Origin of the sequence: Bacteroides sp. AM44-19 (genome assembly GCF_003603395.1) — a bacterium.
In the GTDB taxonomy this organism is placed as follows: Bacteria; Bacteroidota; Bacteroidia; order Bacteroidales; family Bacteroidaceae; genus Bacteroides; species Bacteroides uniformis.
This window is the reverse complement of sequence record NZ_QTNB01000010.1, coordinates 62,721-78,313: the sequence shown is the minus strand read 5'-3', so window position 1 is coordinate 78,313 and position 15,593 is coordinate 62,721. Positions and strand designations below refer to the sequence as shown.

The following is a 15,593-nucleotide window of genomic DNA, read 5'->3' as shown; positions in this document are numbered from 1 at the left end:
ACTATAGTGTGTAAGTGTACGAGATGCGCATCTCATACATCCTTACATTAGAGCCTGAGACGGAAGTTTTGCTTTTCCGGGCGGGACTTTCCCGGGTATCTGCTCATATATAACAATTATTACCTCTAAATGTAACAAATGGTACTGTTGTGGGATTAAAAAGAATGAGTATATTTGTGGCATGATATTTTTTAACCAATGCCTATGGAAAACCAGAACTATATCATGAGGGAGATAACCCCTCTGTCGGAACGCGACTGTTTCTATATTGCCGATCGTCACAAAACAGAATTTACCTACCCCATCCATTGTCACGCAGAGTATGAACTGAACTTCACGGAACATGCTTCCGGCGTACGTCGTGTGGTGGGCGATTCTGCCGAGATTATCGGTGATTATGACCTGGTGCTGATAACCGGTAAGGAGTTGGAGCATGTATGGGAGCAACATGAATGTACCTCCGGGGATATTCGGGAGATTACCATCCAGTTCTCTCCCGACTTGTTCTTCGGGAACGTTGTCAACAAGAACCAGTTCGACAGTATCCGCCGGATGCTGGAGCGTGCACAGTGCGGACTTAGTTTCCCCATGCAGGCCATCATGAAGGTGTACAACTGGCTGGATAAGCTGGCTTCCGAGGAGCAGGGCTTTTATGCCGTGATGAACTTTCTCCGTATCCTTTACGAACTTTCCCTCTATGACAATGCCCGGGTGTTGTCCAGTTCTTCGTTTGCCAAGATAGAGACTTTCTCTGACAGCCGCCGGGTACAGAAGGTGCAGAAATACATTTCCACCCATTATCAGGAGGATATCCGGTTGGCTTCATTGGCCGATATGGTGGGCATGACCCCGGTCTCTTTCAGCCGTTTCTTTCGCCTGCGCACCGGCAAGACGCTTTCCGACTACATTATTGATATCCGTCTGGGCTTTGCCACGCGTATGTTGGTAGATTCCACGCGTACTATTGCAGAGGTGTGCTATGACTGCGGCTTCAACAATCTGTCCAATTTCAATCGTATGTTCAAGCGGAAGAAGGGATGCTCGCCGAAGGAATTCCGTGAGAATTATCGGAAAAAGAAGCTGGTGATATGATAAAAAAGTATTGGTATTCTTCATTGGAAGTGCCTATTTTTGCACCGATGATTAATACTAATATCTGATATCATGAAAAGAGTTTTTTCCTTATTTTTATGTCTGCTGTGTGTATGTGCTGTGACGGCGCAGATACGTGGCAATGAAATCCGTGTAGTCGTTTCACCCGACCATAGCGATTGGGTGTATCGTCTGAATGAGAAGTGTACGTTTACCGTCCGGGTGCTGAAGGCACAGAACCTCTTGCCCGATGTCAAGATTGACTATGAACTGGGGCCCGAGATGTATCCTACTGAAGTAAAGAAAGACATGGTGCTGAAAGATGGTACCTTGAAGTTGCAAGGCACGATGAAGACTGCAGGCTTCTTGCGTTGCAAGGTCAAGGCGCATGTGGACGGCCGGACTTATGAAGGGCTGGCTACATCGGCCTATGCTCCTGAGCAGCTGCAACCCGTGACGAAACTTCCTGCCGATTTTCAGGATTATTGGGCCAAGACCTTGGAAGAGGCGCGCAAGACTCCGTTGAATCCCCTTATGACGCTGCTTCCCGAACGCTGTACGGAAACGGATAATGTATATCAGGTCAGCTTCCAGACAAAAGCCTGGGGAGGACGTTTTTACGGTATTCTCAGTATTCCCAAGAAAGAAGGGAAGTATCCGGCTTTGCTGCGTGTGCCCGGTGCGGGTGTCCGCCCTTATGCGGGAGATACGTATACGGCTCCTGGAAAGGTAATTATATTGGAGGTGGGTATCCACGGCATTCCCGTCACGATGCAGCAGTCTGTATATGATGCGCTGGCAGGTGGGGCGCTGAGCAATTATTGGATGTTCGGCCGCGACAATCGGGATGCTTCTTACTATAACCGTGTGGTGGTAGGCGCTTTGCGTGCTGTGGATTTTATCTGTTCGCTGCCGCAGTACAACGGGAAAGCGCTGGGCGTTACGGGCTCCAGCCAGGGCGGTGCCTTGTCTGTGATTACGGCGGCTCTTGATTCACGCGTTACTTTTCTGGCGGCTGTTCATCCTGCCTTATGCGACCACGAAGCATTCTTCAAGAAGCGTGCTTGCGGCTGGCCCCATTATTTCTATTATTACGGTGCTCCCGATGAAAAGCAGCTTGAAACGGTACGCTATTATGATACGGCAAACTTTGCCCGCCTGCTGAATGTGCCCGGTTGGTTCAGTTGGGGGTATAACGATGAGGTCTGTCCTCCCACTTCCATGTATGCAGCCTACAATGTGATTGCTTCTCCGAAGGAATTGCATCCTTATCTGGAAACCGGGCATTATTGGTATCAGGAACAGTGGGATGAATGGCTGGACTGGATACGGAGACAACTTAATGTGCCAATGTGATTAATCACATTGGCATATTAATCTGATAATATAGTATCATTTTTTATGATATGATCCGCGTATCTTTGTGTATCGCTTAAAAACTGATAATATGAAGAAACTATTCCTTTTACTGACAGTACTTTTATTCCTTTTGGGAGCATGTGCCCCTAAGCCTGCGGAGCATTCGTTTATTAAGGTCAATGCCGATGGACAGTTCGTTCGCGACGGAAAACCCTATTATTTTGTAGGTGCCAATTTCTGGTACGGTGCCATTCTTGGTTCCGAAGGTGAAGGCGGCAATCGTGAACGGTTGCATAAGGAGCTGGACTTTCTGAAAAGTATTGGCATCAACAACCTGCGCGTATTGGTGGGTGCTGACGGTGAAAATGGCATAAAGACGCGGGTAGAGCCCTCTTTACAAGTGGCACCGGGCGTCTATAATGATACTATTTTAGCCGGATTGGATTATTTTATGAATGAACTGCGTGAACGTGATATGACAGCTGTCCTCTATTTGAACAATTCCTGGGAATGGAGCGGTGGCTATTCCGTTTACCTGCAATGGTCCGGACACGGTGATGCCGTGGTACCTGCCGTAGACGGATGGCCCGCCTATATGGAGTATGTCAAGCAGTTCCCCCAATCGGACAGCGCGAAGGCCTTGTTTGCCAATCATGTCAATTATATTGTTTCACGCACCAATAGGTATAATCAGATAAAATATGTGGATGACCCCACTATTATGTCTTGGCAGATTGGTAACGAGCCTCGCGCTTTCTCTGACGAGAACAAGGAACCGTTTGCCCGCTGGATGGCCGATGTGGCTGCACAAATCAAGTCACTTGACCCGAACCACATGGTGTCTTCCGGCAGTGAGGGCTCGTGGGGATGCGAAATGGATATGAATCTTTTCGAGAAGATTCATGCCGACCCCAACATCAATTATCTGAATATCCACATCTGGCCTTACAACTGGAGTTGGGTGAAGGCGGACAGCCTGAAGGAACTTCTTCCGTGTGCCAAGGAAAATACTAAGAAGTATATAGATGACCACATGGTCATTGCCCAGAAGTACAGCAAGCCGATCGTTTTGGAGGAATTCGGTTTTCCCCGTGACGGTTTCAGCTTCTCCAAAGAGGCACCGACCACTGCCCGCGATGAATATTACCGTTATGTATTCGACCTTATCCGCCAGGACCGTGAGAGCGGCGGACTCTTTGCCGGATGCAACTTCTGGGCATGGGGTGGTTTTGCCGGACAAAATCCCGACCATGTATTCTGGGAAAAGGGAGATGACTATACCGGTGACCCGGCTCAAGAACAACAAGGACTGAACTCTGTCTTTGCCACAGACAGCACTATTGAAATAATTAAAGCGGAAAACCGGAAGCTGCAAAATTGAACCTATCCGTGCTTTTCCGTGTAATCCCTGCCTGAAAATTAGAATGTAAGCGTGTACAAAGCGTTTGTACCGTTATATAAGAAAGATTATTACTCTAAATACTAAGTATGATATGAAAAGCATATGGAAAGTTATGTTGGCGGTTTGTTGCCTAGGTATGACCATTGGTTGTGGAACAAACCCGTCGAAGAATGAAAATGTAAAGGAAACGCTACCGGCATTGGTGGTCAATGGTACGCAGTTGATGAATACCGAAGGAGACACGGTGGTATTGCACGGTGTCAGCTATGGCTGGCATCAGTTCTGGCCCCGTTTCTACAATGCCTCTTCGGTTGCTTATCTGGTCAATGACTGGGGCGCACAAGTGCTTCGGGCCTCTATGGGAGTGGATTTGGATAGCGCCTGCTATGTGAACAAGCCCGAGTTCGGTATTGAGTGTGTTACGAAAGTGGTGGATGCTGCTATCGAGAACGGCGTTTACGTCATCATCGACTGGCATAGCCACAATCTGCGGCAGGAAGAAGCAAAGGAGTTCTTCACTCAAATGGCTACCCGTTACAAAGGGGTTCCTAATGTCATCTATGAGGTTTTCAACGAACCGGTGGAAGACAGTTGGGAGCAGGTGAAGTCATACTCTGTGGAGGTTATCAAGACGATTCGTGCCATAGAACCGGATGCCGTTATCCTCGTTGGTTGTCCGCATTGGGACCAGGACATCCATTTGGCAGCGGACGATCCTATTACCGGATATAGCAATATAATGTATACACTCCACTTTTATGCCAACACTCACGGACAGTGGCTGCGCGACCGCGCCGACTATGCTTTGGGCAAGGGCTTGCCGATTTTCGTTTCCGAATGTGCCGGTATGGAGGCAAGTGGGGACGGCCCCATCAGTAAAGAAGAGTGGGGGAATTGGCTGGACTGGATGCAGCGGCATTCCATCAGCTGGGTGGCCTGGTCTTTGTCTGACAAGGATGAGACTTGCTCCATGTTCTATCCGTCGGCTTCTTCCGAGGGAAACTGGAAAGATGCAGATATGAAGGAATGGGGAAGAATGGTACGGGACGAACTGAAGAAATGACCCTTTCGGGAAAAAGCAATATGATTTAACCATTAATAATTTAAGAAAAAAAGAATTGTGCCTATGGGAAAAAAGGAAAAACGGAACTATGAAGACATGGACTGTTTGGAAGTAAACCTAAATGTCAAGGCTGTGATAGTATATCAGGGCTTTTTGACTCAGTCTCATTTTTGTTAACTAAAAAAATCTTCTTTTGGGAGGTTTTGTGTTTGTTTTAAATCTAAGAAATACAGTATGAATTTGAATTTTAGAAAGACAGCGCTGCTTGCGGGGATATGCTCGGTGTTCAGTCTGGGTTATGCTCCTCAGCTTTTCGCAGTATCATCGACGGATACCGTTGAGGCAGTGCAGCAAACAAAGAAAATTACGGGTGTCGTCAGTGATGCTATGGGCCCTATTATCGGTGCCAATGTATTGGAAAAAGGTACAACGAATGGTGTAATTACCGACATTGACGGTAACTTTGCCTTGAATGTGAAACCAGGAGCTACCATTGTAGTCTCCTTTATAGGCTATGTCAGCCAGGAAATAAAGATAACGAACCAGACAACAGTGAACATCACGCTGAAGGAAGACTCCGAGATGTTGGACGAAGTGGTGGTTGTGGGGTACGGTACGATGAAGAAAAGCGACCTTTCCGGTGCTTCCGTTTCCATGAGTGAAGACAAGATTAAGGGTTCTATTATCACCAATCTCGACCAGTCCCTTCAAGGGCGTGCTGCCGGTGTGACGGCAGTCAGCACTTCCGGTGCTCCGGGTTCTTCCTCCTCTATCCGCGTACGTGGTCAGGCCACTATCAATGCTAATGCCGAGCCGTTGTATGTAATTGACGGTGTGATTGTACAGAGTCAGGGACAAAGCGGTTCATCTTATGGTTTGGGCGATGCACTGGGTAATGGCTCGGTTTCCACCATTTCTCCGCTTTCCACCATCAACCCTGCTGATATCGTCAGTATGGAAATTCTGAAAGATGCTTCGGCAACCGCCATTTACGGTGCGCAAGGTTCCAATGGTGTGGTTTTGATTACGACCAAACGTGGTAAGGCGGGTGAGGCTAAGTTTACTTATGACGGTATGTTTGCCGTTCAACGCCAGACAAAGCGTCTGGATATGATGAATCTGCGTGAGTATGCCACTTATTATAATGATTTGGCAAACATGGGTGAAATCTCTGACCCTAGTAATTATTATGCCGATCCTTCTCTGCTGGGAGTAGGTACAAACTGGCAGGACGCCATCTTCCAGACTGCTTTGCAGCATCAGCACCAGATTTCGGCACAAGGTGGTACAGAGAAGATACAATACTACGTATCAGCTTCCTATATGGATCAGGACGGTACCATCATCGGTTCAAACTTTAACCGTTACAGCTTCCGTGCCAACTTGGATGCCCAACTGAAGAAGTGGTTGAAACTCGGTTTGACCGCCACCTATACAGCAACGGGTGATGACCTGAAACTGGCAGACAGTGATGAAGGTTTGATTAACTACTCGTTGACCACTCTTCCTGATATACCTATCTATAATCTGGATGGCAGCTATGCCACCGTTGTTCGCGAAGGCTACACGAATCCTAACCCGATTGCCCTTGCCATGATGGATGACATTCTGCTGGACCGTCAGAAACTGACGGGTAATATTTTCTTTGAGGTTACTCCGATTAAAAATCTGGTATGGCATGCCGAATTGGGTTATGACATCAGTTCCAGCAAAGGTGAGCGCTACAAGCCGATGGTTGATTTGGGTGGATGGGTACGTTCCAGTAATGAAAGCAATATCCAGAAAAACAGCAGTACATTCTGGCAATTGAAGAACTATGTGACCTATTCCGGAAACATAGGCGACAAGCATCATTATACAGCCATGGTGGGCCAGGAGTGCTGGGAGTCCAGCTATGACTTCACGAGTGTGTTCAATAGCGGTCTGCCTTCGGATGAAGTGCACAATCCTGCCTTGGGTACGGGAACCCCGACTATCAATGCAGGTTTTGGAAGCTCGTCTATGGCATCTTTCTTTACACGTCTGACTTATAACTATGCCGACCGTTATTTGGGTACTTATACCTATCGTTATGACGGCTCTTCAAACTTCGGTCCCGAGAACCGTTGGGCAGGCTTCCATTCATTGGCTACTTCCTGGCGCTTTTCCAACGAAACGTTCTTTGAACCGTTGAAGAAGGTCATCAGTAACGGTAAGTTGCGTCTGGGATGGGGACAAACTGGTAATGCCAACATCGGTGGTTATGCTTGGGGTACATCCATGAGTCGTATGCCTTCCGGTCTGGGTATGGGGTATCGCCCCTCCAATATACCGAATACTTCCATCAAATGGGAGTCCCAGGAGCAATGGAACGTCGGTGTGGATTTGGGATTCCTGCACGACCGTATCAACCTGACGGTAGAGTGGTACAAGAAAACTTCCAGTGATATGTTGATGCCGTTGCAGTTGCCTTCTTATATGGGTACTTCCGGTAATGCCTCTTCTGCATTGGCTGCTCCGAAAGGTAACTATGGTGACATAGAGAATACCGGTTTTGAAATCTCTCTGAACACACATCCTATTACGGGTAAGTTTGAATGGGATTCTGACTTCCAGATTTCTTTCAACAAGAACAAACTGAAAGGATTGGCTGGTACAGCCAATGCGCAGATTGTGGGTTACGGACAGTGGACCGATGTAGTCAGTGTATCCAGTGTAGGCGAATCACTTTATAACTTCTATGGATTTGTTTGTGATGGTGTTTACAAGGACCTGGAGGACCTTCAGACTTCTCCGAAACCTGCCAAGTACCCGGCAAACGGTGTATTCGACCGTACCAATACCGTATGGGTGGGTGATGTGAAATATAAGGATATCAGTGGTCCTGACGATGTGCCCGATGGCGTTATTGACGACTATGACAAGACCAATATCGGTTCTCCGATGCCTAAGTTTACTTTTGGCTGGACCAATACTTTCCGTTACAAGAACTTCGACTTGTCCGTTTTCATCAACGGTTCCTATGGCAACAAGGTGTACAACTACCTTTCCATGAAGCTGACACATATGAACTCTCCCTGGACTAACCAGCTGAATGCTGTAAACGGACGTGCACAGCTTGTTCCTATCAATCCGAACAAGGTCTACGAAGATGGAACGATGTGGTATAATGATGTGTCTAACGTCATGGTGGCAAACCCGGGAGCTTCCATTCCACGCGCCACTATCAATGACCCGAATGACAACGACCGTATCAGTGACCGTTATATTGAAGATGGTTCTTATATCCGTCTGAAGAACATCTCTTTGGGATATACTTTCCCGAAAAAGACGATTGATAAACTGGGACTGAGCAACTTGCGTATCTATGCCAATATCCAGAACCTGCTGACCATTACCGGTTATGACGGCTATGACCCTGAAATTGGTGCCAGCACTTCAAGCGTCAATGTCTATGGTTTGGACAACGGACGTTATCCGTCTCCTACAGTTTATTCATTCGGCTTGAATGTTTCATTCTAACACTTTAAATTGAAGAAAACATGAAAATCAGATATATTAAATATTGGGCGTTTGCAGCTGTACTCGGTATGGGAACAGTTTCATGCGAGGATTTCCTGAACCGTCCTACCGAAGACAATTATAACGAATCGAACTTCTATCAGAATGACGAACAATGTGTGCAGGGGGTTAATTATCTTTATAACTCACCTTGGTATGACTTTCAGCGCGGTTTTATTAAAGTCGGTGAAATCTTGTCTGGAAACGTATACGAGGGAAACAGCCCTTACTTGAATTTTACGGTGAATGGTACGGATGAAAACCTTGTGAACATGTCCTATTCTCTATGGGCAGTGATTGGCCATGCCAATACTGTATATACTCGTTTGAAGACGGCAAATGCGTCAGAAGCAGTGAAAAATCAGTGTATGGGCGAGTGTCTGGCATGGAAAGCCATGGCTTACTTCTATTTGGTACGTAGTTTTGGCGCAGTACCCATTATCCATGATAATACGGACGAATTGAATTCCGGTAATTATAACTCCAAATTCAAAGTGGAGGCAGCAGATGTGTACGAATATATCATTATGACTCTGGAGAAAGCTATGGAGTTGCTTCCGGCCAGAGGTGAAACGGGACGTATTGACCGCTATTGTGCCGAAGGTCTTTTGGCTAAGGTGTATCTAACTAAGAGTGGCCTTTCCGGTACCCGCAATGCGGATGATTTGGCGAAAGCGGCAGAATATTCCAAGGATGTAATTAATAATTCCGGCCGTAACTTGCTGGCTAACTATTCCGATGTTTTCCGTTTGGCAAACAACAAGAATGAAGAGTGTCTCTTCTCCTGGCACTGGTCGGCAGGACGTGACCCCTGGACACAGCAGAATACGTTGCAGTCGGACTTGGCAATGGTGGGATTCGATGAATTTGGTGATTGCTGGGGCGGCTATGCAGGTCCGTCGGTTGATTTGCAGGATGCATTTGGAATTTCCGCTTTGGAAAGTCCTGAGACGCGTTCGGATACGGATACCCGTCGTAAGGCTACTATGATGATGGCAGGTGATGTATACGATTATTTCTGGCAGGACAAGGGCGGATTTGATTATCTGCGGTTTATTTATGATGCCGAATATGGGAAGGGAGGACCTAATGGCGATTACCAGTCTCCTACCGGTGCCAATCACGTGAAGCATCTCTATGGTAACAATAATGACCATGTATTGGGCTTGGGCGTATCGGCTGGTAATATGTACAGCGGCCTGGCAACCCATATCCTGCGCCTGTCCGATATCTATCTGGTATATGCCGAGGCGAAAATGGGACTGGCTACCTCTACTACAGACCAGAGTGCACTGGATGCTTTCAATGCAGTACGTGGCCGTGCCATTCCGGGAGTTACTCCGAAAACCTCCATTACTTGGGAGGACGTCTGGAAGGAACGCCGGCTGGAACTGGCTTGCGAAGGCGACCGTTGGTATGATTATGTACGTTTGGCATATTATGATTCCCAGCGTGCTATCAATGAGCTGAAGGCACAGCGCCGTGATGTTTATTATAGTCTGGGTACTACTTATAAGGCTTATTATGAAAACGGCAGTTGGACGGTGAATCCGGACGAGACCCGTTACAATCCGGATGCAAAGGCGCCGAATGTGACAGTCTCCAGCTTTACATTGCCGTTCCCGACAGAAGACGTGGTGTTCAATCCTAATTTGATGAAAGACCCGGTACACGTAGATGTACGTTCTGAATTCAGTTATTAATTTAATGCTTGAAAAGATGAAAAATAATAGATATACGAATTGGTTCTTCGCGGCAGCTGTTGTCGCAGCAGGCTTTTCCATGGCAGCTTGTGAGGATGAACCGGATAAATATGAAGTGGCAGGAGGAAAGCCTACCTTGAAATATGTTCGTGTCCCTGATCCGGCAGCGGCAGACTCTTTGCTGACGGGGGCTTATATGGCGAATACGATTTGTCTGGTCGGTGAGAATCTGCGGAGTGTTTACGAGCTCTATTTCAATGACCAGAAGGCGATACTTAATACCAGTTACATCACTGACCATACACTTATGGTAGATGTTCCGAAAGAGATTCCTTCGGTAGTGACTGATAAGATTTATATGGTGACCAAAGCAAAGGATACCATAGATTATGATTTCAAGGTGTTGGTTCCGGCTCCTACCGTGAACTCCATTTCTTGTGAGTTTGCAAAGCCGGGTAGTGAGGTGACACTGATTGGTGACTATTTCATTGATGACCCGAATGTGCCGCTGACCATTACGATGGCCGGTAATGTGGAAGTGACTAATATTACGAACATAACCAAGACTGCGGTCAGCTTTATTCTTCCGGACAATGCTCCTGCAGGCTATATCAACGTGAAGTCCATTTATGGTACCGGACGTTCCAAGTTCCGCTATTATGATACACGTAACATTCTCTTTGACTGGGACGGTTCTCATGGCGGTATGGCTATTGCCCACGGTTGGCGTGATGGTAGCAAGGTGTTGAGAGAAGCCGATGAAAACAGTATTGACGGTGCTTATATCTGTCTCACCGGAGCACTTGACGGTGCTATCGGAGCTACTTGGGCAGAAGATGAGTTCTCGTTCAACTATTGGCCGGAACCGTCTGCCGGTTATCCCGAACTTTCTGCACGTCCTGAGTTTGCAGAACTGCTCGAGGAGTATGGCGTCAATGGCTTGCAACTGAAATTCGAGGTGAATATTCCTTCTTCCAATCCGTGGCAGTCTTGCGCTCTACAAGTGATGTTTACGGGTAATGATGTGGTGACTTATGCGACGGGAACTAATGCTTATTTTAGTGATACGAATGTGCCGCGCGGTTTGTGGTTGCCTTGGAAGAATACGGGTTCGTATGATACGGGTGGTAAATGGACAACCGTTTCCATGAATCTGTCCGAGTTCAACAAGACGCATGAAGGTAATAAGTGTGATAGAACTTTTGACAAGACTATGCTGACCGGATTGACATTCTTTGTCTGGGCAGGTGGTGTGGAAGGTAAGGATTGCAATCCGGTGATTATGATTGACAACATCCGTGTGGTACCTATTGAATAACCTTTTAAATAGAATACTGATATGAATAAAACATATAAATTTCCGGCACTGTGGATGATGTGCCTGATGCTCTTCAGTTGCTTGACGTTTACGGCCTGCGACAATGGGGATGATGAAGATACCAACCAATATAAAGGGGGAATCAGTCTGAATGTATTCGGACCGAGTCCCGTATCCCGCGGCGGTGTACTCCGTTTCCTAGGCAGTGGCATGGATAAAGTGACTGCGGTCGCTATTCCCGGTTGCGACGATATAACAGACATCGAAGTAGTCAGTGATACGGAAATCCGTGTCACTGTACCTCAGACAGCCCAGCCGGGGTTGGTTGTCTTGAAGACTCCGAAAGGGGATATTACAACAAAAACCGAGTTGACATTTACGGAGCCGATTGCTTTGGAGGCTTTTGCACCGGCAGAAGTAAAGCCTGGTAGTGAATTGACCATTACTGGTGAATATTTGAATTTGATTAAAGAAGTGATATTTGCTGACGAGGTAACAGTGCCTGCTGATGAGTTTGTCAGTCAAAGCCGTCAGGAGATTAAAGTTATTGTTCCTGATTCTGCTCAGACCGGTAAGTTCATCTTGTCTGATGGAGCTGAAATCCCCAATTGGATTTATTCTGAAGGGGAACTGGAGGTTACTTTGCCATCGGTAGAGGCTCCACTCGACCTGGTAGATAAGAAGCCGGGGGATGTCATTCGAGTTTCTGGTGAAAACTTTGATTTGGTGAAGAAAGTGCAGATGCCGAATGGGGATGAAGTTGAATTTACGATGACTGCCTCTTCCGAAGGAGATGAACTTACTTTTACATTGCCGGATAATGTCTCGGACGGAGAAATTACGGTACTTCCTGCTTCGGATGTAAAAGTTGTGGTTGCTACTGTTGTAGTAGCTACGCCTTCGAACGTAGTGGCTGTTCCTGCTGTGAACTTGCGTGGTGGAGATATGATTACCTTGAAAGGTACCAATATGGATTTGGTGACTGATGTAACGTTCCCTGGTGTAGAAGAAGCAGTAGGATTGGAATCACAAAACTCGACTGAAATAAAGGTCTTGATGCCGGCTGCGGCTATTAGTGGTGATTTGCAATTGAATACAAATAGTGGAAAAGCAACTGCCGTATCTATTGCAACGGCAAAGCCGGAAAACATTTCTTATAGTGCGGCGACAGTCCCGGCAGGAGAGGCTTTGACTGTCAAAGGAGTAAATATGGATGTAGTTTCGGCTGTTGTATTCAGTGGTAATGTGGAGGTTACCGTATCCGATGCCACTGCTACTGCCATTTCTTTGACTGTACCTACAACTGCCGAAACTGGGGCCTTACTTTTGAAAATGGCCAATGGTGAATTTGTGGAAGCACCGTCTCTGACAATAGAGAAACCGGTATGCGCCTATTTGCCGGCATTGCCTGACAAATTGGTTCGGGGACGAATTGTGGAACTTGAGATTGTTAATGCTGATAAACTGACAAATGTATTGCTGAATGAGGCTTCAGTCCAGTATATCAATGATGCGGCTAAAGGGGTATTGATGTTGAATGTACCGGCTGAACTGAATGGAACTTATAGCCTGAAACTGATTTCTTCAAATGGTGAAATTGCTTATGATGTTCTTGTGGTTGCTAATGAAGAAACAGTTTGGGCTGGTCCGCTCGATATTAGTTGGGGTGATGGAGGACGTGTGTTGGTACCGGCTGTATCTTTTGCCAAGGTAACGGCAGGCACTGTCATGAAAGTCTATTTCGATCAGAAAGACCAGACTTGGGCACAGGCTCAGTTTAACTATGGCGATTGGAGTGGCATAGCTTTCTCTTTGTTTGATACGACTATGGTACCGACAGACATTTACGGCTGGAGTTTCGAGAGCCGTGTGATGGAGTTGACGTTGACTCAGGAGATACTTGATAATATTCAAGCTAAACAAGGAGATTGTGAAGACCAGACAAATGTAGGTATCATTATTCAGGGCAGTGATTTGACGTTTACAAAAATAACGATTGTAAATTGATGAATTGTGGCTTGAAGAATGTGACTATGGATGCCCTGATTAAGAATGAAATAAAATCATAATTAAGATGAAGAAACTGAATATAAAATGGATGCTTTCGTTGATAGCAGCTTTTACTTTTGCCTCCTGCGATACTGATGTCGATCATGATATCCCAGCAGTGGATGCACCGGTATTGGTGTCTACTACTCCTGAAAGTGGAGCAGCCAAAGTGAAAACGGGAGAAATCACTATTGAGGTGAAATATGACAAGAATATATTCTTTGCAACAGACAATCTGAGCGAAATCAAGTTTACCGGTGGTGAACTGATAAGTGCCGATGTACTTGGCGCAAGCAATATACTGACTGTAAAAGTGAATGTTCCCGGGAGAGAGACGGCTTGTTCTCTCTCTATCCCCGAGGGAATAGTAACCGGACCGAACCAGATGCCTGCTCCGGCTGTATCGGTTCAGTTCTCTACTGTCGCTTTGGACAAGGCACTGGTTGCCGCTAGTTCGGCCAAAGCTGTGAAACTGTACAATTATCTATTGGATAACTTCGAGACGAAGACACTTTCAGCTATGATGGCCAATGTTGCCTGGAATACGGAAATGTCCGAAAAGGTGTATGGATGGACTGGAAAATATCCGGCTATCAACTGTTTCGACTATGTTCATCTGCCGGCATCTGTAGCTGGAGCAGACTGGATTAATTACGGTGACATTACTCCTGTTAAGGATTGGTCTGACAAAGGTGGCATCGTAGCTGCCATGTGGCATTGGAATGTACCCAAGAAAGCTGTAGGCGAAGCTTCTTCTACCCAAATATGGGAAGGAGAGACAGTAATGCCGGGTGATTGGAGTGGAAATGTACAGATGACGGATGATGCTGCAAAAGCTGTCTTTGCTGATGCACAAGTGGGTCAGGTGATACGCGTGGCTGTGAAGGATGTGGCAGCGGGTGCACAAGGTTCGTTCAAAAACAGTGGTTGGAGCGAGATTGCTTCAGGAACTGATTATTTTGACATATTCGGGGACTATACATTGGTGATTACCGAAGATGTTTTGAAATCCCTGCAAGAAGGTGGTCTCATCATTGGTGGACATGATTATACAGCAGTTGCTGTTTATCTTGAAAATAACGGTACAGCTCTCGACCCGAATAAGGATTATGCCTTTTATAAGGCAGATACGGAGTTTGATGCTACCAATGCCACAGTGGAAGGCACTTGGGAAAACAAGGTGTTTACCGAAGATTTGAAAAATGCTGCCGCTTACTTGAAGCTATTGAGAGATGCGGATATTCCGGTATTGTGGCGTCCATTCCACGAGGCAGCCGGTGGCTGGTTCTGGTGGGGTAAGGATGCTGCCAGCTTTAAATCTCTGTGGATTGCTATGTTCAATTACTTCAAGACTGAAGGATTGGATAATCTTATCTGGGTTTGGACTACCGAGGGCAATGATGCCGATTGGTATCCGGGAGATCAATATGTAGACATCGTGGGACGTGATGTTTATAATAAGGAAACTGCAGATTGTGTTTCAGAATATACTTCCATTGCCGAAAATTATGGAAACAAGATTGTTTCGCTGAGTGAATGTGGTACGGTCGGACTTATTTCCGAACAATGGGCATCTGGTGCACGTTGGAGTTGGTTCATGCCGTGGTATGACGGGACAAATGAGGATGGTAGCCCGGTAGTCCATGCTGATGAAGCATGGTGGAAGGATGCTATGAGCCAGGAATTTGTTGTTTCCCGTGAAGAGCTTCCTTCTATGGAATAGCAATTTTTAATAATAAAATAGAAAGGGTTGTCTCTGGTTAGTATCGGGGCAACCCTTTCTGTCTTTTATAGCTTTTAGTTGTTGGTTATAGAATTCATGCTTTATACTTTTTAGGAAAAATAGTAATGGATGTTAAATGAGTGTCGTTATTTGATAAAATAGTATTATAAGGTTTGCTGCTAAAAGTCTACTTTTGTCAAGCCTAATTAAAATTTGATAATAATCATATAATGTTTAACCGCTAATGAAATGAAAAATGCCTATGAGAAAGGAGTGATATGTATACCAACCACTTTATAGAATAAGGTATATTTAATTTTTCCTCAAAAAGAGAAGTTTAACCT

General features: G+C 46.1%; 9 protein-coding genes. All 9 read left to right on the top strand.

What is annotated here, in order from left to right; all coding sequences use genetic code 11:
• Positions 1–204: 204 nt before the first annotated feature.
• A complete protein-coding gene (locus tag DW947_RS14665; RefSeq protein ID WP_057256135.1) occupies positions 205–1,092 on the top strand; it encodes a helix-turn-helix domain-containing protein in 888 nt (295 codons plus the stop codon).
• Positions 1,093–1,164: 72 nt separating this feature from the next.
• Positions 1,165–2,448: an acetylxylan esterase gene (locus DW947_RS14660; protein WP_117866553.1), complete on the top strand. Its 1,284-nt coding sequence runs from the start codon at positions 1,165–1,167 to the stop codon at positions 2,446–2,448.
• A 91-nt stretch (positions 2,449–2,539) separates the two neighbouring features.
• On the top strand, positions 2,540–3,832 hold the full coding sequence (locus tag DW947_RS14655; protein ID WP_057258816.1) for a glycoside hydrolase 5 family protein: 1,293 nt from the start codon (positions 2,540–2,542) through the stop codon (positions 3,830–3,832).
• A gap of 112 nt (positions 3,833–3,944) precedes the next feature.
• Positions 3,945–4,916, top strand: coding sequence for a glycoside hydrolase family 5 protein (locus tag DW947_RS14650; protein WP_035449719.1), 972 nt, complete (start codon positions 3,945–3,947; stop codon positions 4,914–4,916).
• Positions 4,917–5,150: 234 nt separating this feature from the next.
• Positions 5,151–8,417 carry a SusC/RagA family TonB-linked outer membrane protein gene (locus DW947_RS14645; RefSeq protein WP_057258814.1) on the top strand — a complete coding sequence of 1,089 codons (3,267 nt, stop codon included), beginning with the start codon at positions 5,151–5,153 and terminating at the stop codon, positions 8,415–8,417.
• A 20-nt stretch (positions 8,418–8,437) separates the two neighbouring features.
• Positions 8,438–10,159, top strand: coding sequence for a RagB/SusD family nutrient uptake outer membrane protein (locus DW947_RS14640; RefSeq protein WP_005825019.1), 1,722 nt, complete (start codon positions 8,438–8,440; stop codon positions 10,157–10,159).
• A 16-nt stretch (positions 10,160–10,175) separates the two neighbouring features.
• Entirely contained in the window at positions 10,176–11,477 is a 1,302-nt protein-coding gene (locus DW947_RS14635; RefSeq protein ID WP_165859472.1) for a glycan-binding surface protein, read from the top strand.
• A 21-nt stretch (positions 11,478–11,498) separates the two neighbouring features.
• On the top strand, positions 11,499–13,484 hold the full coding sequence (locus DW947_RS14630) for a hypothetical protein (RefSeq protein WP_005834817.1): 1,986 nt from the start codon (positions 11,499–11,501) through the stop codon (positions 13,482–13,484).
• 67 nt (positions 13,485–13,551) lie between these two features.
• Positions 13,552–15,249, top strand: coding sequence for a glycosyl hydrolase (locus DW947_RS14625; protein ID WP_117963088.1), 1,698 nt, complete (start codon positions 13,552–13,554; stop codon positions 15,247–15,249).
• The last annotated feature ends 344 nt before the right edge of the window (positions 15,250–15,593 follow it).

Bases quoted from the DNA above. Each gene is read 5' to 3' on its own strand.
- DW947_RS14655 (WP_057258816.1), top strand. From the start codon at position 2,540: ATGAAGAAACTATTCCTTTTACTGACAGTACTTTTATTCCTTTTGGGA.
- DW947_RS14660 (WP_117866553.1), top strand. From the start codon at position 1,165: ATGAAAAGAGTTTTTTCCTTATTTTTATGTCTGCTGTGTGTATGTGCT.
- DW947_RS14650 (WP_035449719.1), top strand. From the start codon at position 3,945: ATGAAAAGCATATGGAAAGTTATGTTGGCGGTTTGTTGCCTAGGTATG.
- DW947_RS14630 (WP_005834817.1), top strand. From the start codon at position 11,499: ATGAATAAAACATATAAATTTCCGGCACTGTGGATGATGTGCCTGATG.
- DW947_RS14625 (WP_117963088.1), top strand. From the start codon at position 13,552: ATGAAGAAACTGAATATAAAATGGATGCTTTCGTTGATAGCAGCTTTT.
- DW947_RS14640 (WP_005825019.1), top strand. From the start codon at position 8,438: ATGAAAATCAGATATATTAAATATTGGGCGTTTGCAGCTGTACTCGGT.
- DW947_RS14645 (WP_057258814.1), top strand. From the start codon at position 5,151: ATGAATTTGAATTTTAGAAAGACAGCGCTGCTTGCGGGGATATGCTCG.
- DW947_RS14665 (WP_057256135.1), top strand. From the start codon at position 205: ATGGAAAACCAGAACTATATCATGAGGGAGATAACCCCTCTGTCGGAA.
- DW947_RS14635 (WP_165859472.1), top strand. From the start codon at position 10,176: ATGAAAAATAATAGATATACGAATTGGTTCTTCGCGGCAGCTGTTGTC.